Genomic DNA, 24,930 nt, shown 5'->3' with positions numbered 1-24,930 from the left:
CCGGGCTACGGGTCCACCGCCGTCTGCGGGCCGGTAGCCCGGGTCAGGCGTTTACGCCGCAACCCGGGAATGTACGGGGATAAATACATCGGTGCGGCTTCTTCCCCGGCTGCGCTGCGCTTACCCGGACTACGAGTCCGCCGCCGTCTGCGGGCCGGTAGCCCGGACAGGCGCAGCGCGCCGCCTCCGGGAAACCCCGGCTGAATTAATTTTCGCTCGCCGTCTCCGGGCGCTGAAAGCGGCGCAGCTCGCGTAGCAGCCCCACCAGCACCACGCCCACAATGACCAGCGCCCAGCCGCTGGCGCTTGCCGAAGCGGCCGGCGTCAGAATCGCGCCCAGGCCGCCGAGCAGCGCCGCGCCTATCGCATCGCCGGTCACGTTCTGCGCGGTCCACAGCCCGTTGATACGCCCGAGCATATTTTCCGGGGTTTGCGTCTGAATCAGCGTATATTGCAGCAGCGAGCTTATCGCGCTCAGCCAGCCAAACAGCGCCAGGCACAGGGCGCCCAGCGCCCACACCGGCATCAGGCTGAACAGCGCAATCGCCACAAAGGAGCCAACGGTAGTCGCCAGCATCAGCACGCCGGGCCTCGCCGTCTGCGCCAGCTGTCCGCTGGTCAACGCCCCGAACGCCGCGCCCAGAGGGATCGCGGCGTACAGCAGGCCAATCTGTGACGTCGACATCTGCCAGCTCCCGGCCAGCGCCGGATAGAGCACGCGCACCGCGCTGGCCATGGTCAGCAGGCCGCCAAGCAGCGCAATGCCGCCGATAAGCGGGCTGTTAAACAGAAACTTCAGTCCCGCGTACAGCGATTTTAGCGGATGCTCGCGCGGCTGCGGCGGCGGCGCCAGCCGCGGCAAACGCAGCAGCGTCAGCGTCGTAATAAAGGTACCTGCCGCCGCCAGGCCGTAGTTCCAGGCCACGCCGCCGGTTGCCAGCAGCAGGCCGCCGATCATCGGCGAAATCACCGAGCCCAGCCGCACCGTCAGCATGGTGATCGCTCCGGCCTGCATCAGGTTTTCCCGGCCAACCAGCGCCGGAGTCGCCGCCAGCAGCGCGGTCACGCCGATTGAGGCAAACAGGCCGTCCCAGATGCCCAACAGATAGATGGCGATGAGCGACGGCTCCGGCAGCATGGCGTTGAGACACAGGCCGACGAAGCCAATCCCGCAGGTGCCGCGCGCCAGCAGGATCAGACGTTTACGCTCATAGCGGTCGGCAAGCACGCCGCCGATCATCAGACCGACAAACATCGACCCGCCGGTTAAGGTCACCGACAGCCCCACTTGCCAGGTGGATTGGGTCATCAGTTGGATTTGTACCGGGATCGCCACGCCCAGCAGGCCAAGCGACAGGATCGAGATAAAGCGGGCGATAAAGACGGCGCGAAAGGCCGGGTGGGTTTTCAGCAAGCTGAGATTCAGCAGCCAGGATTGTCGGTTCATGACAGCGCCTTGTTATTATTTTCCATACCATTTTTATGGGTGCACATGCTAACATAACCGGATAGAATCGATAACGATAATTACTATCATTATCATGTCAGGGATGTAAGCCATGTCGTCTTCCACGACCGCGGCGCGCGCCTTTGCCGTGCCGGGTCTTTTAATCGTTTTAATCATCGCCGTTGCGCTCAGCCTGCTGGTCGGCGCCAAACCCCTGCCGTTTAGCGTCGTCATTGATGCCTTCACCGGCACCTGCCAGAGCGCCGATTGCACCATCGTCCTTGATGCACGACTGCCGCGAACCCTCGCCGGGCTGCTGGCCGGCGCCGCGCTGGGCCTGGCCGGGGCGCTGATGCAAACGCTGACCCGCAACCCGCTGGCGGACCCGGGGATCCTCGGCGTCAACTCCGGCGCCAGCTTCGCTATCGTGCTGGGCGCGGCGCTGTTTGGTCTCTCCTCGCCGCAGGAGCAGCTGCTGATGGCCTTTTGCGGCGCGTTCGGCGCCTCGCTGCTGGTGGCCTTTACCGGCAGCCAGGGCGGCGGCCAGCTGAGCCCGGTTCGCCTGACCCTCGCGGGGGTCGCCCTGGCGGCGGTGCTGGAAGGGCTTTCCAGCGGTATCGCCCTGCTTAACCCTGACGTCTACGACCAGCTGCGCTTCTGGCAGGCGGGCTCGCTGGATGTGCGCACCCTGCAAACACTGAAAATCGTGCTGATCCCGGTACTCATTGCCGGCCTGGTGACGCTGCTGCTGAGCCGGGCCTTAAACAGCCTGAGCCTCGGCAACGATACGGCCACCGCGCTCGGCAGCCGGGTCGCGCGTACTCAGCTTATTGGTCTGCTGGCGATTACCGTCCTGTGCGGCAGCGCCACGGCGGTGGTCGGGCCCATCGCCTTTATCGGCCTGATGATGCCGCATATGGCCCGCTGGCTGGTGGGCGCGGATCATCGCTGGTCGCTGCCGGTGACCCTGCTGGCTACCCCTGCCCTGCTGCTGTTTGCCGACGTGCTGGGGCGCCTGCTGGTGCCCGGCGAACTGCGGGTTTCGGTGGTCAGCGCCTTTATCGGCGCACCGGTGCTGATCTGGCTGGTACGCCGCCAGCCGCGCGGAGGTGGCATGTGATTGCGCCTTCTCGTCGCCTGATTTTTAGCTGCCTGCTGCTGCTGGTCGCCAGCGCGCTGGTCTCCCTGTGGGGGCTGGGCACCGGCCTGGTGCCATTGAGCGTTGAGCAGGTTATCTCGGCGCTGCTCGGCGATGCGCCGCGCAACGTCGCCATGGTGGTGACCGAGTGGCGCCTGCCCCGCGTGCTGATGGCGCTGCTGATTGGCGCCGCCCTCGGCGTCAGCGGCGCGATTTTCCAGTCGCTGACCCGCAACCCGCTGGGGAGCCCGGACGTGATGGGGTTTAACACCGGGGCCTGGAGCGGCGTGCTGGTAGCGATGGTGATGTTTGGCCAGAACCTGGCGGCCATCGCCATGGCGGCCATGGCTGGCGGGATCCTTACCGCGCTGGCGCTCTGGCTGCTGGCGTGGCGCAACGGGATTGAAACCTTTCGCCTGATTATTATCGGCATCGGCGTGCGCGCTATGCTGGTGGCATTCAATACCTGGCTGCTGCTGCGCGCTTCGCTGGAAACCGCCCTCTCCGCCGGGCTGTGGTATGCCGGTTCGCTTAACGGTTTGACCTGGGGAAAAACCTGGCCCTCGGCGCCGCTGATTCTGCTGATGCTGGTCTGCGGGGCGCTGCTGGCGCGGCGCATGCGGCTGCTGGAGATGGGTGACGATACCGCCTGCGCCCTGGGCGTGCGGGTTGAGCGCTCGCGGCTGCTGCTGATGCTGGTCGGGGTGGTGCTGACCGCCGCCGCTACCGCGCTCGCCGGGCCGATTTCGTTTATCGCCCTGGTGGCGCCGCATATCGCGCGCCGCCTCAGCGGCACCGCGCGCTGGGGGCTGGCCCAGGCGGCGCTGTGCGGCGCCCTGCTGCTGGCGCTGTCTGACTACTGCGCGCAGCGTCTGTTTATGCCCTATCAGTTACCGGTGGGCGTGGTGACCGTCAGCCTTGGCGGCATCTACCTTATCGGGTTGTTAATTCAGGAGTCCCGCAAAAAATGACCGCTGTAACCTCCCGTTTGCGCGGCGACCAGCTGACCCTGGCGTACGGCAAAAAAACCATCGCCGAATCGCTGAGCGTCACCATTCCCGACGGCCACTTCACCGCCATTATTGGCCCTAACGGCTGCGGTAAATCGACGCTGCTGCGTACCCTGAGCCGCCTGATGACCCCGACATCCGGTCATGTGTATCTCGACGGCGAGCAGATCCAGCGTTACGCCAGTAAAGAGGTGGCGAAGCGGGTCGGCCTGCTGGCGCAGAACGCCACTACGCCGGGAGATATTACGGTTCAGGAGCTGGTGGCCCGCGGGCGCTATCCGCACCAGCCGCTGTTTACCCGCTGGCGCAAAGAGGATGAAGAGGCGGTCAGCAGGGCGATGAAGGCCACCGGCATTACCGACCTGGCGCTGCAAAGCGTCGATACGCTCTCCGGCGGCCAGCGCCAGCGGGCGTGGATCGCCATGGTGCTGGCCCAGGAGACGGCGATTATGCTGCTCGATGAGCCCACCACCTGGCTGGATATCAGCCATCAGATCGACCTGCTTGAGCTGCTAAGCGAGCTGAATCAGGAGAAGGGCTATACCCTGGCGGCGGTGCTGCACGATCTGAACCAGGCCTGCCGCTACGCGACCCACTTGATCGCCCTGCGCGACGGCAAAATCGTCGCCGAGGGCGCGCCGAAGGAGATTGTCAATGCGGCGCTGATCGAGGAAATTTACGGCCTGCGCTGTACGATCATTGACGATCCGGTGGCGCATACGCCGCTGGTGGTGCCGCTGGGCCGCAAGTAGAGATTCCCGGCTCGCGCTGCGCTTAGCCGGGCTACAGGTTCACCGCCATCTGCGGTCCGGTAGCCCGGACAGCCGTGTCAGGTGCCGCCTCCGGTAAATGAGCCGGGCTGATACATTGGCGCTAATGCTTCCCGGCTCGCGCTGCGCTTCGCCGGGCTACCCAATCTGGCACAAACGGTAGCCCGGGTAAGGCGTTAGCCGCAACCCGGGAGTTCATCTGCCCCTAATCCAATATCTCCCTGAGCACCGGGCCGATCGCTTCAAAGGCCTGCGGAGAGATAATATCCACGTGTGCGCAATCCTGGCTGAACACCTCCAGCTCGCCGACCCACGGCCCCCACACCACCTGCGGGTCCATCCCCGGCTGACGGGTTTTCTCCGCCACGAACAGCGTCGCCTTACCGTCAAACTTCGCGCTGTGCGCGGTGGTCAGCAGGCGCACCGCATCGGCATAGTTGCCTTCGATAACGCTGAACAGCTCGCCGGAAGCCTGCCCCTGCTGGGCGGCCAGAAACGCCTCGCGTTCACGGGCGATCTCCGCCAGCACCTCAGGATCCAGGCCGTTCGCCTCTTTCTCCGCCCAGTTCTGCGTCTCCGGCGGCCAGGTATCCAGCAGACCGAGGAAGGCCACCGCTTCGCCGCGCTGGCGTAACCGGGCGGCAATCCCCTGCGCCAGGGTACCGCCGAGCGAATAGCCCAGCAGATAATAGGGGCCGTGGGGCTGCTGCGTCAGCAGGGTGTGCAGATGATGTTCACACACCGCATCCAGATCCGCCGCCGTGGCCATCGGTCCCTGCGGTCGCGGCGACTGAATGCCGACGATCGACCAGCGCGGGCTTAAATAACGCGCCAGCACGCTGAACTGCCAGGCAAAACCGGAAGCAGGATGGAAGCAAAATAGCGTCGGGCCGTCGCTCTCGCGCAGCGGCAGGAGAGCGTCGAAGCCCAGCCGTTGCGCCTGCTCATCGCTGAGGTCCGATGCCAGCAGCGCGCTCAGCTTGCCGACGGTAGACGCGACCATCACCTGCCCCGGCGTCACCTGCCGCTCCAGCTCGCGGCCGAGCGTCGCCGCCAGGCGCATCGCCAGCAGCGAATGGCCGCCGAGGGCGAAGAAATCGGCGTCGATATCGTTCACCTCGCAGCCGAGCAGCTGGCTAAAGGCCGTGGCGACGGTGGTTTCCACGCCAGGCTCCGGCGGACGGCCACTGCGCTCACCGCTCAACGTGGGTAACGGCAGCGCTTTACGATCCAGCTTGCCGTTAGCGCTCAGCGGCAGCGCCGGCAGCTGTATCAGCACCACCGGCACCATATGCGGCGGCAGCTGTTCGCCAAGCCGCGCTTTGAGCGCGACGGCGTCCAGCGGCAGACCGGAGTCAGAAACCAGGTAGCCCACCAGCTGACGGGCATCGCCGCCGGTTGCCGCCGCCTGATTGAAGACGCAGGCGTGAGCCACCGCCTGCGCAACGTCCGGCAGCGCGGACATCGCGCGGTCAATCTCGCCCAGCTCAATCCGCTGGCCGCGAATTTTTAGCTGGTCGTCGCTGCGCCCGAGATACTCGACGGCGCCGTTATCCAGCCAGCGGGCAACGTCCCCGGTGCGGTACATGCGCTCGCCCGGCGCGTAAGGGTCGGCAATAAAGCGGCTGGCTGTCAAATCGGGGCGCCCCAGATAGCCCTGCGCCAGCTGAATGCCGGTCAGGTAGAGATCCCCCGCCACGCCCGGCGGCACCGGGCGCATGGCGGCATCAAGAATGCGCAGCCCGGTATTCCACACCGGCCAGCCAATCGGCACGCTGGTGCCGCTTACCGCCGCCAGTTCGGGCCCGCAGGCCGGATACCAGCTAACGTCCACCGCCGCTTCCGTCGGGCCATACAGGTTATGCAGCGGCGCGCCGGTCAGCTGCTCCCATTCCCGACACAGCGCCGTCGGCAGCGCTTCGCCGCTGCAAAATACCCGGCGCAGGGTTTGGCAGGCGCCGACGTTCTCCGCCTCCAGCGAGGCGACGAACGCCGCCAGCATCGACGGCACAAAGTGGGTGGTGGTGACGCCATAGCGGGCAAAGAACCGCTGCATCGCCAGCGGATCGCGATGGGCTTCCGGCTCGGCCATCACCAGCTGCGCGCCGGCGATAAATGGCCACCAGAACTCCCAGACCGACACATCAAAGCTGCACGGCGTTTTCTGCGCCACGACGTCGTCAGCGCAGAGCGGATAGTGGTCCTGCATCCACAGCAGGCGGTTGACGATGGCGGTTTGCCCGACCATCACCCCTTTCGGTCGCCCGGTAGAGCCGGAGGTAAAGATGATATAGGCAGTATGCTCCGGCCGTGAGAGCGCCAGCGGTGCGGACTCGCCCGCCGCCAGCGGCTGCTGGTAGCACAGGCTTTCCAGGCCGGGAATATCGCTAAAGCGCGCCCGCTGATCTTCAGAGGTAATCAGCAGCGACGGCCGGGCGTCTTCCAGCATCATCCGCAGACGATCGTCGGGATAGCCGGTATCCAGCGGCAGCCACGCGGCGCCGGCCTCAACAATACCGTGCAGCGCCAGCGTCAGGAATACCGAACGCGGCAGCGCGACCGCGACGCTATCGCCCGGCTTGACGCCCCGCGCGCGAAGCTGTTCAGCCAGCGCCACCACCTGCTGGCGCATCTCGCGGTAGCTAAACTGCCAGCGGCCGTCCGCCAGCGCCGGGGCATTCGGGGTTTTCGCCGCCTGCTCCGCTACCAGCGCGCTCAGGGTGGTGAGCGGCAGGTCGATGGCGGTCGCGTTGACCTGCCGCAGCTGTTCCGTTTCCGCCGCCGACAGCATATTCGCCTCGCCGCAGCGCAGGGTCGGATTATCGGCAAACTGGGCCAGCAGCGCGGAGAGTCGGGAGATATGGTTACGCAGCGTCCGTTCCTCGTATCGCTGCTTATTTGCCAGCACCTCCAGCGACAGCCCCCCGGCTTCATCCGGGAAGAGCGCCAGCTCCAGGTCATTGACCGGGCCGGTGGCCAGGGTGTGGGTAATGGCCTCCACGCCGTCGATATCCAGCTGATAGTCGAAGACTTTAATATTGAGCACCGGGCCAAACAGCGGTTCATCGCCCGCCGCTCTGCCGCTGTCGCGCACAATCTGTTCGGCGTCATAGCGCTGATGGCGGCGCATTTTCTTCAGCTGCCCGGCAAGACGCGTGGCCAGCTCCGGCAGCGTTTCCCCGGCGTCAATAGTGACCGCCAGCGGCAGAACGTTGAGCACCGGGCCGGTAGCGGTGAGCGCCGCAGAGCCCATGCGGCGCATAAAAATAAAGCCCGCGGCGTAGTCCGTTCGGCTGCACAGCCGTCCCAGCCACAGGGCGGTCAGCGCCAGCGCCAGATCGGCGCGCTGGCACTGCGGCGCCCCTGCCGCCAGCCGGCTAAAGACCCCGGCATCCACCTCCAGCTTCATGCGCCAGATATCGCTGCTGGTCGCCCTTCCCGCCAGCGGCGCGTCCGACAGCGAGGCCGGTGCCGGCAGCGCCTGACGCTGCGCCTGCCAGAACTGTTTGTCGCGCTGCCAGGCGTCGCTGCCGTAGTAGCGCTGATACTCTTCCACCACCTCGGCAAACGGCGTAAACGGGGAATCAGGCGTCGCTTCGCCGCGCTGCCAGGCGCGGTAGATCGCGGCGATCTGGCGGGTAATCGCCGGGAAGCTGAAGCCATCGACCAGCAAATGGTGGTAACGCTGATACCAGTACCAGCGGTTATCGCCCACCCGCAGCAGCTGATGGCAGACCAGCGGATTGCCGCCGTCCACCCGCAGGTTTTGTCCGAGGTCGGCCTGCATCAGCGCCAGCGCGGCCGCGTGCGGGTCGCTCGCGGCACGCAGATCCCGGTAATCCGGTTCGGCAAACGCACGATGTTCATCGACCCACTGCCAGGCTTCGCCGTTATCTTCGCAAAAACGCATGCTGAGGGTGTCGGCCTGCGACAGCCCGGTGACAATGGCCCGGCCGAGCAGTATCGGGTCGATATCACCGCGCAGCTCAACATAGTGGGCGACGCTCCAGGCGCCGGGCAGCGTCGAGAGGCGCTCCGCCATCCAGATCCCCGGCTGCGCCGCAACCAGCGGTAAACGTGTGGTCATCGTGGGCTCCTCAGGATGCATGGTGGGCGGGGGTCAAGGTAGACCAGTTTGCCGCCAGCCAGTCATTGCACGCCGCTAACGACTGCGGCGGGCACTCCACCGACCAGCCTTCCGGCAGCGCGCAGGAGTGCGGCCACAGGCTGAACTGCTGCTGGCCATTGCGCAGGATGTAAAACTGCCCTTGCGGATTGTCGAAGGGGTTACTGAATTGCATGTCTAATTCCTCGTAAAGCGCGCGTTGTTACTCATCACGGCATAAAGGCTGCCACAGCTGGATAAGCCCGGCGGTCAGCCCGCCGCGCCAGCACAGCGCATCATGCCCGCCGTCAACCTGACGCCAGAAAATCGTCTGCTGTTCCAGATGCGCCAGTAGCGCCTGGTTGGCGCGAAAAATGATCGGCTCGCGAATACCGGCTTCCAGCCAGATACGTAGCCCTTGCGGATGTAATTCGCCGCGGCTCAGGCGGTCAATCAGCAGACCCGTCTGCGCGCCGCCGCGATGCGGCCACCAGTAAGAGCCGGACTGGCTGAGCACGCAGCCAAAGCGCTGGGGCCAGTAGAGCGCGGCGAACATCGAGGCCAGGCCGCCAAAGCTCTGACCCGCCACCACCGTGCGGTCGGCGCGATCGCTGAAAGGCGCCAGCCGGTGAACCATTGGCAGCAGTTCTTCCTGAACCGCCTGCCAGAACGCCTCATTGCAGGGAAGCTCCGCGGCCCGGTGCGGATTATCAATCGCGTCAATCAGTAGATAAACCGCCGGCGGCAGCCGTTTTTCGCGGGTTAAGCCCGCCAGCGGCGCCCATACCGGCATGCTTTCTGCCCAGAACTGGCCATCCAGCAGGATCGCCAGCGGGCGCGCCTGCGGCTGCGCGTCGCCGGTGGCGTAAACCCATATCCGTCGGCGGTTGCCGAGTCGCTGGCTCTGCCATTCGATGCAGAGCGGAGGTGGATAAGGTTCATCGCGCAGCGCCCAGCCCGGCTGCTCCGGGGCTGCAGGCAGCTCCAGCGCGGAGACCGCGTGGCCGCGCCCTCCCTTCCAGCTTTGCGGATTGAGCGGGTCGGCAATCGCCTGCGGCAGCAGCCTGCGCCAGCCTTCGCGCAGCAGCGCGCGGTCCGGGCCGTCACCGTTAAAAAGCTGGGGGGAAAAGTCGTCGTCGCGGGCGGAAGGGATAAAGCAATAGCTGCCGCGCCAGGTCGGAGAAAGCGTGGTTTGCCAGCACCAGGCATCGGTACCGGGAATGCGCCGCAGGGTTTGCGGTACGGCATTTTTATGATGGTCAGTCACGCCGGTGATATAAATCCATACCCGCTGGATGGCCGAAGACGTTTCGTTGCCCGCCGGATCGCGCCACCAGAAGGTTACCCGATACGCGCCGTCAACGGCTTCGATTTGCGGGCCGGAGATATGCTGCCACCAGTCGTCACTTCCTGTCTTATGCATTCCTTTTCAACCCTATGTTTATCGTGACATTTATCAACAAACGCATTAATAAACGCAATATTTATTGATAATATTATTGATAACTATTTTCATTTGCAATAGCGTATTAGCGCGCTGTGGGAAGCGCGTCTTTCAAAATTAAACATGTCTGAGAGGGCTCATTTAGTCCGCGACGGAGCGCCCTTTGCCCTCGACTGGCAACATTGATACCGCCTCTCCTCCCGCTGGGAAGGGTCTTTTGGAGAAGGTGGCGACAAAAAGCAGGAATTACAATGAATAACAGGATCAAATCCCTGGCCTTGCTGGTCAATCTGGGAATCTACGGGGCTGCGTTTCCGCTGAGCGCGGCGGAAACCGCCTCCGATAGCAAAACCGCAACCGCTGATGAAACCATGGTCGTCACCGCCGCCGAGCAGAACCTGCAGGCGCCCGGCGTTTCAACCATTACCGCAGATGAAATTCGTAAACGCCCGCCTGCGCGTGACGTGTCGGAAATTATCCGTACCATGCCCGGCGTTAACCTGACCGGCAACTCCACCAGCGGCCAGCGCGGCAATAATCGCCAGATTGATATTCGCGGCATGGGCCCGGAAAACACCCTGATCCTGATTGACGGCAAGCCCGTGACCAGCCGCAACTCCGTGCGTCTGGGCTGGCGCGGCGAGCGCGATACCCGCGGCGATACTTCATGGGTACCGCCGGAGCTGATCGAACGTATTGAAGTCATTCGCGGCCCGGCGGCCGCGCGCTACGGCAACGGCGCGGCGGGCGGCGTGGTCAATATCATCACCAAGAAAAGCGACGGCGAATGGCACGGTTCATGGAACACCTACATGAACGCCCCGGAGCATAAAGAAGAAGGCTCGACCAAACGCACCAACTTTAGCCTCAGCGGCCCGCTGGGCGGCGATTTCAGCTTCCGCCTGCTGGGCAACCTCGATAAAACGCAGGCCGATGCCTGGGATATCAACGACGGGCATCAGTCAGAGCGTACCGGTGCGTACGCTAATACCATGCCTGCCGGGCGTGAAGGGGTTAAAAATAAGAACATTAACGGCGTCGTGCGCTGGGATTTCGCCCCGATGCAGTCGCTGGAGTTTGAATCCGGCTACAGCCGTCAGGGCAACCTCTACGCGGGCGATACGCAGAACACCAATACCAACGATCTGGTGAAAGAGAACTACGGGAAAGAGACGAACCGCCTCTATCGCCAGACTTATTCCGTCACCTGGAACGGCGGCTGGGATAACGGCGTGACCACCAGCAACTGGGCCCAGTACGAACGTACCCGTAACTCGCGTAAAGGCGAAGGTCTGGCGGGCGGTACGGAAGGTATCTTCAACAGCAACCAGTTCAGCGATATCGACCTGGCCGACGTGATGCTGCACAGCGAAGTTAACATCCCGCTGGATCTGGTGTTTAACCAGAACCTGACGCTGGGCACCGAGTGGAACCAGCAGCGGATGAAGGATTTGGCGTCAAATACCCAAACCTTTATGGGCGGCGATATCGACGGCTATGACAGCACCGGCCGTAGCCCATACTCGAAGGCCGAGATCTTCTCCCTGTTTGCCGAAGACAACGTGGAGCTGACCGACACCACCATGCTGACGCCGGCGCTGCGTTTCGATCATCACACCATCGTCGGCAACAACTGGAGCCCGTCGCTCAACCTGTCTCAGGGGCTGGGGGATGACTTCACGTTGAAAATGGGCATCGCCCGCGCCTATAAAGCGCCGAGCCTGTACCAAACCAACCCGAACTATATTCTCTATAGCAAAGGCCAGGGCTGCTACGCCAGCGGCACCGGTACCGGTTGCTACATGATGGGTAACGATGACCTGAAAGCCGAAACCAGCATCAACAAAGAGATTGGCCTTGAGTTTAAACGCGACGGCTGGCTGGCGGGGGTGACCTGGTTCCGCAACGACTACCGCGATAAAATCGAAGCCGGCTACGCGCCGATTTCGCAGACTACGAACGGTAAAGTGAAAACTGATATCTATCAGTGGGAAAACGTGCCTAAAGCGGTGGTTGAAGGTCTGGAAGGCACCCTGAACGTGCCGGTCAGCGAAACGGTGAACTGGACCAATAACATCACTTATATGCTGCAAAGTAAAAACAAGGAAACCGGCGATCGTCTGTCGATTATTCCGGAATATACCCTGAACTCCACCCTGAGCTGGCAGATTCAGCAGGATATTTCCGTACAGTCGACCTTCACCTGGTACGGCAAGCAGCAGCCGAAGAAATATAACTACAAAGGTGAGCCAGCGGTGGGTTCTGAAACGGATGAAGTCAGCCCATACAGCATCGTTGGCCTGAGCGCCACCTGGGATGTGACCAAAAACGTCAGCCTGACCGGCGGCGTGGATAACGTCTTCGACAAGCGCCACTGGCGCGCGGGGAATGCGCAAACCACCGGTAGCCTGACCGATGTTTCTTATATGGCTGGCGCGGGCGCCAATACCTATAACGAATCAGGCCGCACCTGGTATCTGGGCGTCAATACCCACTTCTGATTGTCTGGCCGTTCCCCCCGCCCTCTTGCCATAGAGGGCGGCGGGGAGAATCTGTTAACATCCCCCCTATGCAAACCCAACGTTCTATCATTCAGCTTGCCGATCGCTCGCTGCAGCGTGTCGATTTCGACCCATTGACCTTTCGGCCTGAAGATCTCCTCTGGCTGCCGCACTATGCCCGGCTAAGCGACTGCGCCCGCAAGCGGCAGACCGAGCACCTCGCGGGGCGTATCGCCGCGGTTTACGCGCTGCGGGAAGTCGGTGAAAAAGAGGTGCCTGCCGTTGGCGATCGGCGCCAGCCCCTGTGGCCCGCGCCGTGGTATGGCAGCATCAGCCACTGCGAACGCAGCGCGCTGGCGGTTGTCTCCGCCGGGCCGGTCGGCGTTGATATTGAGCGCATCCTGTCTCCCGCCCTCGCGGCCGAGCTGGAAAGCAGCATCGTCAATAGCGCGGAAAAAAGCCTGCTGGACGCCAGCGGCCTGCCGTCGGCGCTGGCGCTGACGCTGGCGTTTTCGGCAAAAGAGAGCGCATTTAAGGCCAGCCCGCCCGAAATACAGAACGGCGTGGGTTTCAGCGATTTTGAGGTGACGTATATAAAGGAAGGAAATCTGCTTCTTCGGCTCTCCGCCGGGGAGTATCGGCTGCAATGGATTAAGGCCGGTGACTACGTCATCACGCTCTGCGCATCGTAAAAAACAAAACCCGCGCGGCAGACCGCGCGGGTTATCGGTTTAAGCCGGCGTAAAGTCAGCGCATTTTCTGCGCCAGCCCGGCGACGGAAGCGGCATCGAAGCCGTGGTGTTTGCGCAGCCAGCCGCGGTCTGCCGCCGCCGCATACTCGCCATCCGGGATCCCCAGACGTTTGAGCGGGATTCCCGCGCCGGCTTCGGCCAGCACTTCCGCCACCAGGCTCCCCAAGCCGCCGTTGACGTTATGCTCCTCCACCGTTATCACCGCTTTGCACGGCTTCAGGGCCGCCAGCAGCGCGGCGGTATCGCAAGGGCGAATGGACGGCACGCTCACCACTTTGGCCTGAATCCCCGCATCGGCCAGCCTCTGCGCGGCATCGACGATTTCATGCACCGTCGAGCCGGTGGCCACCAGCGCGATATCCTCGCCTTCCCGCAGCGTAACGACTGCTCCCGGCACAAAGCGATAGCTTTCATCGTGCAGCTCCGGCAGCGCCTTGCCGTCGAGGCGAATATAGACCGGCCCCTGATAGCCGATGGCGTAATCGATAATCTGCCGACATTCGCGCGGCGAAGACGGAGCGAAAATCTGGATATTACCGAAGCCGCGCATCACCGCCAGATCGTCAATCGCGTGATGGGTGCTGGCCAGCGGGCCGTAGCTGGCGCCGGCGTTAAGGCCAAATAGCTTAACGTTGGTGTTGTTATAGCAAACGTCGACTTTAATCTGCTCATTGGCGCGGGAAATCAGGAACGGCGCGGCGTTACAGGTGACCGCCACTTTGCCCCCCAGCGCCAGACCCGCCGCCGTCCCGACCATGCTCTGCTCGGCGATGCCCACGTTCACCAGACGCCCGGGGAACTGTTTAATAAACGGCGCGATTTTGGCCGTTGACGTGGAGTCAGCCACCACCGGCACCAGATCGACGCCGCGGTCGACCGCATCAATAAAGGCCTGAACCATCACGCTCGCCAGGTGTTCTGCATTACTCATCTTTCAGTTCCTCCAGTGCCAGTGCAATTTCTTCGCCTTTCGGTACCCGGTGGTGCCACTCCGGGCGCCCCTGGATAAAGGAAATACCGGCACCTTTCGTGGTGTTGGCGATAACGACGTTCGGTTTACCTTCCTGCTTCAGCCCTTCCAGGGTCGCCACTACCGACGCCATGTCGTTGCCCTGGCATTCGGTGACCGTCATCCCGAAGGCCTTCCATTTATCAGCCAGCGGATCGGTATTCATGATTTCGCGCGTCGGACCCGCCAGCTGGAGATTGTTCTTGTCATTAATAATGATGAGATTATCAAGGCCGTAGTGCGCAGCGGCCAGCGCCGCTTCCCAGTTGCTGCCTTCCGCCAGCTCGCCATCGCCGGTAATTAAAAAAATGCGGCGGGAGCTGTTGCTTTTTTTCGCAGCCAGCGCCAGCCCCACCGCAACAGGCAAACCGTGGCCCAGCGCGCCGGTGTTGAGCTCAATCCCCGGCGTTTTCTGGCGCACCGGGTGACCCGGAAGATGGGAGTTCGCATGCTGATAGGTTTCCAGCCACTCAACCGGAAAGAAGCCCGCCTCGGCCAGCACGCAGTAGTAGCAGCCCACCGCATGGCCTTTCGACTGGATGTAGATATCGCGCTGGTCGTCAGCCAGACGCTCCGGCGCGACGTTCAGAATGCGGAAATAGAGCGCGGTGAGCAGTTCAACCTGCGACAGGTCGGCGCCGGTGTGCCCGCCCGCAGGGCTGTTGGCGTTCAATCTGACGATATGGCGACGTACGGCGCGGGCTTTACGCTCAAGGGCCTGGACATCATAGCTATAGGGATTCATTTAATACCTCTGAATTTATTTTCAACTTGGAATATTTATTCCGTCAGGGACTAAAAAAACCAGACATCCCCAGGCAACGCATCGTAAGGCTTACGCCGCTGCATCATACTCAGGAACATTCTGCCTCCTTACCACCGGGCGTGACGTCACCCGGGCACTTTTCAGTTGACCTGAAATCGCTATGAATATATATTCACTAACGACTCTTTATTCAATTATGCGGCTACTGTTCTGTTTTTGTCCATAGCTGATTTTGAGGATTGGCGAAAGTTAGATATCCATCACACTTAACTGTCTTTTCTTTTCGCGTATGATAATGAGCTCTAACATAATGGCTGCACGTAAATGATTTTCGGGGAAATATATGGCTAAGCAGGATGAACAACGGCTATTAGTTAAGATTGCCACGCTCTACTATCTTGAAGGACGAAAGCAGTCCGATATCGCTCAACTTCTCTCGCTTTCTCAGTCATTTATCTCCCGAGCGATCGCCCGCTGCCAAAAAGAAGGCGTGGTCAAAATCAGCGTTGTTCAGCCATCGAATATTTTCCTCAATCTTGAAAAAGGCCTCGAGGATCGCTACGGAATTAAACAGGCCATCGTCGTGGATACCGAAGAGGACGCCAGCGATCACACTATCAAGCGCGCCATCGGATCCGCCGCGGCCCACTATCTGGAAACGCGATTGCGGCCGAAAGATCTGATTGGCGTCTCGTCGTGGAGTTCGACTATTCGCGCAATGGTTGATGAGGTTCACGCGCAAAACCTGAAGGCCAACGGCGTGATTCAACTGCTCGGCGGCGTGGGTCCTAACGGTAACGTGCAGGCGACCATCCTGACCCAGACCCTGGCGCAGCGTCTGAACTGTGAAGCCTGGCTGCTCCCTTCCCAGAGCATCGAAGGTTCTACGGAGGAGAAAAATCGCCTCGTGGCCAGCAAAGATGTCGCCGATGTGATTGCGCGCTTCGACGAAGTCGATATCGCCATCGTCGGGATTGGCATCCTTGAACCTTCGCAGCTGCTCAAAACGTCCGGTAACTACTATCACGAAGATATGCTGCAGGTGCTGGCGGAACGCGGCGCCGTGGGTGACATTTGCCTGCACTACTACGATAAAAACGGCAAGGCGGTGTTACGCGATGATGAAGATCCTGTGATCGGCATGGCGCTGGAGAAAGTGAAGAAGTGCCCTAACGTGGTGGCCCTTGCCGGCGGCAGCGAGAAGGTAGCGGCTATCAAAGGCGCGCTTTCAGGCGGTTATATCGATGTTCTGATCACCGATTATCCAACGGCCAGGCTGCTTATCGCCGGGTAATTTCCTCACTCAAACACTTTCCCACAGCCTTTACGCTTTCCTTCAGGCGTAAAGGCTTCGCCAATAAATTTTTATATTTCAATCGTATATAACCAGAAAACCGCGCTCTTTTCCCCCGACATCCGGAAGCTTCACCAAACGGATAAGTGTGATTGCCAGCACAATTGATAACTTTTCCTGTAGCCCGACGGGAAGTTTCTGGCTAAGGTAACAAATAAATAATCACTATCGAATATATATTCAGTGATTAAAAAAGTGAAAACGAATTGTCACATCATGGCCTGCTAAGAAGCAATGCGATAAAGAGGAATGCCGACTTCCCCCTCCGCGCCAGGACGAAGTGTGACTCAGGAGACTACCTAATGCAGGCAACACGTAAAGAGTTCATCATTGCGCTGGACGAAGGCACCACCAATGCCAAAGCCGTCGTACTCGATAGCCGCGGCCAGGTCGTGGTGAAATTCTCTCAGCCGCTGGCGATCCAGACGCCGCGTGAAGGCTGGGTCGAGCAGTCGGGAGAAGTCCTGGTTGACGCTTCGCTGGCGGTTATCGCGCAAGCGGTAGCGCACATTGGCGCAGAAAATGTCGCGGCATTAGCCATCAGTAACCAGCGCGAGACCGCGATCGGCTGGTATCGCCAGAGCGGTAAGCCAATCAACGCCGCGATCACCTGGCAGTGCAGCCGCAGCGCCGCGTTTTGCGATGAACTGCGCCACAGCGACAAAGAGCGGCAAATCAAGGCCGTGACCGGCCTGCCGATTGCGCCTCTGTTTTCGGCCTCGAAAATGCGCTGGCTGCTGGAATCTCTTCCTGAGGGGCGCGCGCTGGCTGAGCGCGGAGAAATCTGCCTCGGCACTATCGACAGCTGGCTGCTGTGGAACTTAACCCAGGGCGAGGCGTTCTGCTGCGATTACTCCAATGCCGCGCGTACCCAGCTGCTGAACCTGCAAACCGGCCAGTGGGATGACAACATGCTGGCGCTGTTCCAGATCCCGCGCGCCGCGCTGCCGGAGATCAAGCCCTCCAGCGGATTGTTTGGCTATACCCGGGGGTTGAACGCTATCCCTGACGGTATTCCCGTAATGGCGATGGTCGGGGATTCCCACGCCGCGCTGTTTGGCCACGCGCTGGGTGAACTCGGCTGCGTGAAAGCCACCTACGGTACGGGGTCATCGGTGATGGCGCCGGTAAAATCCGCACAGTGCGATATCGACGCGCTGGCCACCACCATCGCCTGGCACGACGGCGACAGCATCACCTACGGACTCGAAGGTAATATTCCGCATACCGGCGATGCCGTGGCGTGGATGGCGGACAGCACCGGTCTGAGCGAACTTTCCGATGCCGAACTGGCGCATGAACTCAACACCCTGCCCGCCTCCGTGGACTCCACGCTGGGCGTCTATTTTGTGCCAGCGTTAACCGGCCTGGGAGCCCCGTGGTGGGATGACAGCGCCCGCGGCGTGATTTGCGGCCTGAGCCGCGGCGTCAAGCGCGCCCATCTGATTCGCGCCGCGCTGGAATCCATTACCTATCAAATCGCCGATGTGGTGGTGGCGATGCGCCAGCAGGACGACTTCCACTTAACGGCGCTGATGGTCGACGGCGGCCCAACCAGGAACGACTGGCTAATGCAGTATCAGGCTGACCTGCTCGGCTGTCCGGTGATGCGCAGCGACGTTGCCGAGCTGTCGGCGATTGGCGCGGCCCTGCTCGCGCGCAAAGCCCTGAATCCCGGATCGGTGACCGACCTGAACGCGTTTTTAACCGAACACAGCGAATTTATCCCCGATATGGCCCGCCACCAGCGCCTGCAGAAAAGATGGCAGGAGTGGCGCCATGCGGTGAACAGAACATTATGGAAACCGGCAACGTCCGCCTGACGCCCACCAGGGAATCGAACGCGTGACGCACCTTAGAGCCTATCCCAGTAGGCGTTATTGGCGCAGGCAGTTTGAACACGGACAGCGCGGAAGAACCGGAGCGTACACGTAGTACGTGAGGGTTTTGAGCACTGCCCTGGTTCAAAATGGCCAGTAAAATAGCCCTAATGGATAGGCTCTTAATCATCAACAAAAGGAGAACCCCGGCCCATAAACTCGATTTACAGGCCTTACGTTGTTTCACCGTACCCGACAATAACAACCAAGAGAGAAAATTGTCATGAAATTACGTTTAACGCTTTTAACCGCTGCTACCCTGACCGCCTTTTCTTTCGCTGCCCAGGCGGCAGAAAAAGGCACCATCATGATCATGGTTAACTCGCTGGATAACCCCTATTACGCCTCTGAAGCCAAGGGCGCTAGCGAGAAAGCCAAAGAGCTGGGCTACCAGACCACCATTTTGTCGCATGGCGAAGATGTCAAAAAACAGAATGAGCTGATCGATACCGCCATCGGTAAAAAAGTTCAGGGCATTATTCTGGATAACGCCGACTCCACCGCCAGCGTCGCCGCCATTGCAAAAGCGAAGAAAGCGGGTATTCCGGTGGTTTTAATTAACCGCGAAATTCCTGTCGATGATATCGCGCTGGAGCAAATTACCCATAATAACTTCCAGGCCGGTTCTGAAGTCGCCAACGTATTTGTCGAGAAAATGGCGGAGAAAGGCAAATATGCCGAACTGACCTGTAACCTTGCGGATAATAACTGCGTGACCCGCTCTAAATCTTTCCACCAGGTGATTGACCAGTACCCGGATATGGTCAGCGTCGCTAAGCAGGACGCGAAAGGCACGTTAATCGACGGCAAGCGCATTATGGACAGTATTCTGCAGGCGCACCCCGACGTGAAAGGCGTGATTTGCGGCAACGGTCCTGTGGCCCTCGGCGCCATTGCCGCGCTGAAAGCCGCGAATCGTAACGATGTGGTGGTGGTCGGTATCGATGGCAGCAACGATGAGCGCGACGCGGTAAAAGCCGGCACCCTGCAGGCCACCGTAATGCTTCAGGCGCAGGCTATCGCCGCTCAGGGGGTGACCGACCTCGATAACTACCTGCAAAAAGGTGAAAAACCGGCCAAGCAGCGCGTGATGTTCCGCGGCATTCTGATTACTCAGGACAATGCAGACAAAGTGCAGGACTTCAATATCAAATCCTGATTTTGGGTTGTTGCGCCCCGTCCGGGGCGCACAGGAGCGTATTATGTATAAAAAAATCTCGCTGACGCTGGTTATTCTTGCGCTCGGGGGCTGTCGTATCGTCTCTCAGCAGGAGCTGGCCGATCTTAAATCTCCGCCCAACCCGCATATGGCGGATATCGATCGGACATGGCAAGACCAGCTGGTTCCCCAGGTTGTGGCTAAAGCCCGCCCCGTTGCCGAGCTGATGACCGCCCTGCGCGCGGCGAAAGATATCGATAGCGCCTGCAAAACCTTAGGCTATCGCGCTCAGGACGAAAACCCCTGCGTGTTTTACGTCAAAGTCGAAGGCAATATCAGTAAAATTGACTCCGCTTCGCGCAGCGGAAAAATGACGATTGAGGATATCAGTGGCGGCAACGTGGTGGTGCAAATTGGCCCAACGCTGCGCGGCACATTATTACGCGACGGCTATCAGGGCGCCAGCTATCAGGACTTTAACGATCAGGTGCTGTTTGGCGAATATAGCCGGGCGATTAACGAACATGCGGTCAAGATGATCCAGACGGCGCAGGTGAAAACCGGCGAAGCGGTACAGGTGTACGGCGTGTTCTCGGCCTGGGATATTCCGCAGACCATGCCTGATATTACGCCAGCCAAAATTGTTCGTTTGGGAGGGCAATAACATGCAGCGGCAAGAACTCGTCAATTCCCAACCAGTCGACTCTGAAGTTATTATCGAAACTCGCGAATTATCTCGCGTTTATCCGGGCGTTGTCGCCTTAGATAGCGTGAATTACCGGGTCTATCGAAATAAAGTAAACGTTCTGATCGGTGAAAATGGTGCGGGTAAATCCACCATGATGAAAATGCTTGCTGGCGTTGAAACACCCTCTTCCGGTCAAATTATTCTTGATGGCGCCCCGGTGACCCTTAGCTCGACGCATCAGGCTGAAAAGCAGGGAATCAGCATCATTTTTCAGGAATTAAATTTATTCCCGAATATGAACGTCATGGATAATATTTTTATGGCTAACGAATTCTTTCAAAAAGGGAAGATTAACGAAAAATATCAATATGAGTTAGCCAAATCATTACTGGAAAGACTGGAGCTGAATGTCGATCCCTACACCCAGCTTGGCGAATTAGGCATTGGCCATCAGCAGCTGGTGGAAATTGCGCGCGCGCTTTCTAAGGACACCCGGGTATTAATTATGGATGAACCCACTTCCGCGCTCAGCCAGTCGGAAGTCAAAATCCTGTTTAACGTGATCGAACAGCTTAAACGCCGCGGCGTCACCATTATCTATATTTCCCACCGTCTGGAAGAGCTGATGGAAATTGGCGACCACATCACTATTTTCCGCGACGGGCGCTTTATCAGCGAGCGCGAGGTCAGCGACGCCAGTATTCCGTGGATTATCGAACAGATGGTCGGCGATAAGAAAAAACATTTCGACTACCGGCCGGCGCCGAAAGGCGAAGCGGTCCTTGCCGTTGAAGGTCTGACGGCGCTGCACCCCAGCGGCGGCTATAAGCTCAACGATGTGACCTTTACCTTAAGTAAGGGAGAAGTGATCGGCATCTACGGCCTGCTCGGCGCCGGACGCACGGAGCTGTTTAAAGGCCTGGTCGGCCTGATGCCCTGCCAGAGCGGTAACGTCCATCTCAACGGCGAAAATATCGAAAAGGCCCCGTTCCAGGCGCGGCTGAAAAAAGGGCTGGCTCTGGTGCCTGAAGACCGTCAGGGCGAAGGCGTGGTGCAGATGATGTCGATTCAATCAAATATGACCTTATCCGATTTCAGCCTGCAGGGATTTCGCCGGGCGTGGAAATGGCTGAATCCGCAGAAAGAAATCGCCTGCGTCAAAGAGATGATTCGCGAACTGGCAATCAAGGTGAGCGACCCCGATCTGCCTGTCACCTCGCTCAGCGGCGGCAACCAACAAAAGGTGGTGCTCGGCAAGGCGTTGATGACGAAGCCGGAGGTGGTGTTTCTCGATGAGCCCACTCGCGGTATCGACGTCGGCGCGAAAACCGACGTTTATCATCTGATCGGCAAAATGGCCCAGCAGGGTCTGGCAGTGATGTTCTCTTCATCGGAGCTGGATGAAGTGATGGCGCTGGCGGATCGCATCCTGGTCATGGCCGACGGTCGGATTACCGCCGATTTACCGCGTCATGCGGTGACCCGCGAAAAATTAATCGCGGCTTCAACACCTCAAGATTAATCAGGCTGGAACCCATCATGAACCAGAAATATATGATTTATATGTACCTGCTGAAGGCCAGAACGTTCATCGCTCTGCTGCTGGTTATCGCGTTCTTCAGCGTGATGGTACCGAATTTCCTGACCACATCTAACCTGCTGATTATGACCCAGCACGTGGCCATCACCGGCCTGCTGGCCATCGGCATGACGCTGGTTATCCTGACGGGCGGTATCGACCTCTCCGTCGGCGCCGTGGCCGGCATCTGCGGCATGGTGGCCGGAGCGCTGTTAACCAACGGCCTGCCCTTATGGAACGGCAGCGTTATCTTCTTCAACGTACCGGAAGTGATCCTCTGCGTGGCGCTCTTCGGCGTGCTGGTTGGCTTCGTTAACGGCGCGGTCATCACCCGCTTCGGCGTCGCGCCCTTTATCTGCACCCTGGGCATGATGTATGTCGCCAGAGGCTCGGCGCTGCTGTTCAACGACGGCAGCACCTACCCCAACCTCAACGGCATGGAAGCGCTGGGCAACACCGGTTTCTCCACCCTGGGATCCGGGACGCTGTTGGGCATCTATCTGCCAATCTGGCTGATGATCGGCTTCCTGCTGCTGGGCTACTGGCTGACCACCAAAACCCCGCTGGGCCGTTATATCTACGCTATCGGCGGTAACGAATCCGCCGCACGCCTGGCCGGCGTGCCTATCGTCAAGGCAAAAATCTTCGTTTACGCCTTCTCCGGCCTGTGCTCAGCGTTCGTCGGCCTTATCGTCGCTTCGCAGCTGCAAACCGCGCACCCGATGACCGGCAATATGTTCGAAATGGACGCCATTGGCGCCACCGTGCTCGGCGGAACCGCGCTGGCGGGCGGTCGCGGCCGGGTGACCGGGTCAATCATTGGCGCGTTCGTCATCGTCTTCCTCGCCGACGGCATGGTGATGATGGGGGTCAGCGATTTCTGGCAGATGGTCATTAAGGGGGTGGTTATCGTCACCGCCGTCGTCGTCGACCAGTTCCAGCAGAAACTGCAGAACAAAGTCATCCTGATGCGCCGCCATGAGGAGAAGCTGGCGGCGGCAGGCGCCACCAGCTAATCACGTCTTTATTACCCCGCCGGATGCTCTGCCGTCCGGCCTCTATAAGGGATGAAAAACATGCAAAGAAATTTCCAGAACAAAACGGTTGTTATCACCGGCGCCTGCCGCGGAATCGGTGCAGGTATTGCCGAGCGCTTTGCGCGCGACGGCGCGAATCTGGTGATGGTCTCTAACGCCGAGCGCGTCCACGAAACGGCGGAAACCCTCCGCCAGCGCTACCAGGCCGACATCCTGTCGTTACAGGTTGATGTGACCGACGAAGCGCAGGTGCAGTCGCTGTACGAGCAGGCGGCAGCGCGTTTCGGCACCATCGACGTCTCTATCCAGAACGCAGGCGTGATCACTATCGACTATTACGATCGCATGCCGAAAGCCGACTTTGAAAAAGTGCTCGCCGTTAACACCACCGGCGTCTGGCTGTGCTGCCGCGAAGCCGCCAAATATATGGTCAAGCAGAACCACGGCAGCCTGATCAACACCTCTTCCGGCCAGGGTCGTCAGGGCTTTATCTACACCCCGCACTATGCCGCCAGCAAAATGGGCGTGATCGGCATCACCCAAAGCCTGGCGCACGAGCTGGCGCCGTGGAATATCACCGTTAACGCCTTCTGTCCGGGCATTATCGAAAGCGAGATGTGGGATTACAACGACCGCGTCTGGGGCGAAATCCTCAGCACCGAGCAGAAGCGCTACGGTAAAGGCGAGCTGATGGCGGAGTGGGTCGAAGGCATTCCGATGAAGCGCGCCGGCAAACCGGAAGACGTTGCCGGGCTGGTGGCGTTTCTCGCCTCCGACGATGCGCGCTACCTCACCGGGCAGACCATCAATATCGATGGCGGCTTGATTATGTCGTAATGCCGCCAGCCTGGCATTTTTCAGGTCAGGCTACACAAATCATGTCCCGGAGGCGGTGCTGCGCACCTGTCCGGGCTACCCGACTACCCGACGGCACAAGCCCCGTAGCCCGGACAGGCGCAACGCGCCGCCTCCGGGAACGCCAACACCGGGCATGCTAAAGAATATTTTTTTAGAGAGTAATAACTATGATCGCAAAAGATTTTGCCCAACAGCTGTTTAACCTGCAGGACCGCGTGGCCTTTGTCACCGGCGCGGGCAGCGGCATCGGCCAGATGATTGCTTACGGGCTCGCCAGCGCGGGGGCTCGGGTCGTCTGCTTCGATCTCCGCGAAGACGGCGGCCTCGCCGAAACCGTCAAAAATATTGAAGCCATCGGCGGAGAGGCCTGCTTCTACACCGGTGATGTGCGCCAGCTTAGCGACCTACGCGCCGGCGTGGCATTAGCGAAAAGCCGCTTTGGCCGCCTCGATATAGCCGTCAACGCCGCCGGGATTGCCAACGCCAATCCGGCGCTGGAGATGGAAACCGAGCAGTGGCAGCGGGTTATCGATATTAACCTGACCGGCGTGTGGAACTCCTGCAAAGCGGAAGCCGAACTGATGCAGGAAACGGGCGGCGGTTCGATTATTAATATCGCCTCGATGTCCGGCATTATCGTTAACCGCGGTCTCGATCAGGCGCACTATAACTGCTCTAAAGCGGGCGTTATCCACCTGTCAAAAAGCCTGGCGATGGAGTGGATCGGCAAAGGGATTCGGGTCAACTCCATCAGCCCCGGCTATACCGCCACGCCGATGAACACGCGTCCTGAGATGGTTCATCAGACCCGCGAATTCGAAAGCCAGACGCCGATCCAGCGCATGGCGAAGGTTGAGGAGATGGCCGGCCCGGCGCTGTTCCTCGCCAGCGATGCCGCCTCGTTCTGCACCGGCGTTGACCTGGTGGTTGATGGTGGTTTTGTCTGCTGGTAGAACGGATTTAGCTTAGAAAAATGCCGGTAAGGGTGAGGTTGACGTCAGCGAAGCAGTATGCAGGGTGGCGGCGCGATTGTTTTAACCGGTCGATGTTCTCTCGCCGTCCATCCTGCCCCCATAAGCAGAAAAAAAAAGGTGCCTTAAGGTTCCTTACCCAGCCTGCGGATAAGCGGGGATAGCTCCCCGCATACCGGCTACTTCTTCGTTTCGTAAGCGAGAACGGCCTTGAACTCCATACTACGTTCTTTGATGCTCAGCTCGCACAGTGAGTCGCGCACCATTAACGTCAATCCCAGCGCTGTCAGACACAGCACGATGATTGCCACCAGGGCGTATTTTGTCAGCATCTCGTTGCCTCCATGCGAAGAAGAGGCTACTATCCAACGTGCTAGGGTTGGATCGTGAGCCTCAGGTTGATGGGAACATCTCCTGGGGCTTCGTCTTTCTGAATCCTCACCTAAGCCTGAACGCAGAAAG

The 24,930-nt window shown here is 60.1% G+C and carries 20 protein-coding genes; 13 read left to right on the top strand and 7 right to left on the bottom strand.

Annotated elements, in window-relative coordinates; translation table 11 throughout:
- Positions 1-205 precede the first annotated feature (205 nt).
- Positions 206-1,447 (bottom strand): enterobactin transporter EntS, encoded by a 1,242-nt coding sequence (gene entS, locus MKleb_RS07350; protein ID WP_102803115.1) that lies wholly within the window; start codon positions 1,445-1,447, stop codon positions 206-208.
- A 112-nt stretch (positions 1,448-1,559) separates the two neighbouring features.
- Here entS and fepD point away from each other — a divergent pair, with 112 nt between their 5' ends.
- Genes fepD through fepC form a run of 3 tightly spaced genes read left to right on the top strand, consistent with a single transcriptional unit; the run spans position 1,560 to position 4,347 of the window.
- Positions 1,560-2,567, top strand: a complete 1,008-nt coding sequence (gene fepD / locus MKleb_RS07345; protein WP_014228353.1) for a Fe(3+)-siderophore ABC transporter permease — start codon at positions 1,560-1,562, stop codon at positions 2,565-2,567.
- The gene (gene fepG / locus MKleb_RS07340; RefSeq protein WP_217076551.1) at positions 2,564-3,556 is read left to right on the top strand and encodes an iron-enterobactin ABC transporter permease; all 993 of its coding nucleotides are present in this window, start codon (positions 2,564-2,566) and stop codon (positions 3,554-3,556) included. Before fepD ends, fepG begins: the two co-directional genes overlap by 4 nt.
- Positions 3,553-4,347, top strand: a complete 795-nt coding sequence (gene fepC / locus MKleb_RS07335) for an iron-enterobactin ABC transporter ATP-binding protein (protein WP_025107037.1) — start codon at positions 3,553-3,555, stop codon at positions 4,345-4,347. The genes fepG and fepC overlap by 4 nt, the downstream gene beginning before the upstream one ends.
- Before the next feature lie 223 nt (positions 4,348-4,570).
- Here fepC and entF read toward each other — a convergent pair whose 3' ends face one another.
- The 3 genes from entF to fes are packed head-to-tail and all read right to left on the bottom strand — an operon-like array spanning position 4,571 to position 9,893.
- Entirely contained in the window at positions 4,571-8,452 is a 3,882-nt protein-coding gene (gene entF, locus MKleb_RS07330) for an enterobactin non-ribosomal peptide synthetase EntF (RefSeq protein ID WP_102803114.1), read from the bottom strand.
- 10 nt (positions 8,453-8,462) lie between these two features.
- Positions 8,463-8,666, bottom strand: a complete 204-nt coding sequence (locus MKleb_RS07325; RefSeq protein ID WP_025107039.1) for an MbtH family protein — start codon at positions 8,664-8,666, stop codon at positions 8,463-8,465.
- Between the two features lie 27 nt (positions 8,667-8,693).
- Complete coding sequence (gene fes, locus MKleb_RS07320; protein WP_217076549.1) at positions 8,694-9,893, bottom strand: enterochelin esterase; 1,200 nt, start codon at positions 9,891-9,893, stop codon at positions 8,694-8,696.
- A gap of 272 nt (positions 9,894-10,165) precedes the next feature.
- Between fes and MKleb_RS07315 the strand changes: the two genes are divergently transcribed.
- Positions 10,166-12,415, top strand: a complete 2,250-nt coding sequence (locus MKleb_RS07315) for a TonB-dependent siderophore receptor (protein ID WP_025107041.1) — start codon at positions 10,166-10,168, stop codon at positions 12,413-12,415.
- Between the two features lie 68 nt (positions 12,416-12,483).
- A complete protein-coding gene (gene entD / locus MKleb_RS07310) occupies positions 12,484-13,107 on the top strand; it encodes an enterobactin synthase subunit EntD (protein ID WP_025107042.1) in 624 nt (207 codons plus the stop codon).
- A 55-nt stretch (positions 13,108-13,162) separates the two neighbouring features.
- Here entD and MKleb_RS07305 read toward each other — a convergent pair whose 3' ends face one another.
- Complete coding sequence (locus tag MKleb_RS07305; RefSeq protein ID WP_025107043.1) at positions 13,163-14,098, bottom strand: transketolase family protein; 936 nt, start codon at positions 14,096-14,098, stop codon at positions 13,163-13,165.
- Positions 14,091-14,921: a transketolase gene (locus tag MKleb_RS07300; RefSeq protein WP_004848651.1), complete on the bottom strand. Its 831-nt coding sequence runs from the start codon at positions 14,919-14,921 to the stop codon at positions 14,091-14,093. Before MKleb_RS07300 ends, MKleb_RS07305 begins: the two co-directional genes overlap by 8 nt.
- A gap of 364 nt (positions 14,922-15,285) precedes the next feature.
- Here MKleb_RS07300 and MKleb_RS07295 point away from each other — a divergent pair, with 364 nt between their 5' ends.
- The 8 genes from MKleb_RS07295 (at position 15,286) to MKleb_RS07260 (ending at position 24,450) form a co-directional block, all read left to right on the top strand.
- Positions 15,286-16,236 (top strand): sugar-binding transcriptional regulator, encoded by a 951-nt coding sequence (locus MKleb_RS07295; RefSeq protein ID WP_004848649.1) that lies wholly within the window; start codon positions 15,286-15,288, stop codon positions 16,234-16,236.
- Between the two features lie 362 nt (positions 16,237-16,598).
- Positions 16,599-18,119 carry an FGGY family carbohydrate kinase gene (locus tag MKleb_RS07290; RefSeq protein ID WP_025107044.1) on the top strand — a complete coding sequence of 507 codons (1,521 nt, stop codon included), beginning with the start codon at positions 16,599-16,601 and terminating at the stop codon, positions 18,117-18,119.
- A 280-nt stretch (positions 18,120-18,399) separates the two neighbouring features.
- On the top strand, positions 18,400-19,335 hold the full coding sequence (locus MKleb_RS07285) for a D-ribose ABC transporter substrate-binding protein (protein WP_025107045.1): 936 nt from the start codon (positions 18,400-18,402) through the stop codon (positions 19,333-19,335).
- Between the two features lie 43 nt (positions 19,336-19,378).
- Positions 19,379-19,999 (top strand): DUF2291 family protein, encoded by a 621-nt coding sequence (locus MKleb_RS07280; RefSeq protein ID WP_025107046.1) that lies wholly within the window; start codon positions 19,379-19,381, stop codon positions 19,997-19,999.
- 1 nt (position 20,000) lies between these two features.
- Positions 20,001-21,545, top strand: a complete 1,545-nt coding sequence (locus MKleb_RS07275; RefSeq protein ID WP_014228343.1) for a sugar ABC transporter ATP-binding protein — start codon at positions 20,001-20,003, stop codon at positions 21,543-21,545.
- A 17-nt stretch (positions 21,546-21,562) separates the two neighbouring features.
- A complete protein-coding gene (locus MKleb_RS07270; protein WP_004848640.1) occupies positions 21,563-22,618 on the top strand; it encodes an ABC transporter permease in 1,056 nt (351 codons plus the stop codon).
- A gap of 60 nt (positions 22,619-22,678) precedes the next feature.
- Positions 22,679-23,476, top strand: coding sequence for an SDR family oxidoreductase (locus tag MKleb_RS07265; RefSeq protein WP_004100047.1), 798 nt, complete (start codon positions 22,679-22,681; stop codon positions 23,474-23,476).
- Positions 23,477-23,664: 188 nt separating this feature from the next.
- Positions 23,665-24,450 (top strand): SDR family oxidoreductase, encoded by a 786-nt coding sequence (locus MKleb_RS07260; protein ID WP_004130297.1) that lies wholly within the window; start codon positions 23,665-23,667, stop codon positions 24,448-24,450.
- 197 nt (positions 24,451-24,647) lie between these two features.
- Here MKleb_RS07260 and MKleb_RS07255 read toward each other — a convergent pair whose 3' ends face one another.
- Positions 24,648-24,800, bottom strand: a complete 153-nt coding sequence (locus MKleb_RS07255; RefSeq protein ID WP_004130292.1) for a Hok/Gef family protein — start codon at positions 24,798-24,800, stop codon at positions 24,648-24,650.
- Positions 24,801-24,930 lie beyond the last annotated feature (130 nt).

It is taken from the genome of Klebsiella sp. PL-2018 (assembly GCF_019048985.1).
Taxonomy (GTDB): Bacteria; Pseudomonadota; Gammaproteobacteria; order Enterobacterales; family Enterobacteriaceae; genus Klebsiella; species Klebsiella michiganensis.
The sequence above is the reverse complement of the archived record's forward strand: the minus strand, read 5'-3'. Positions and strand labels throughout refer to the sequence as shown.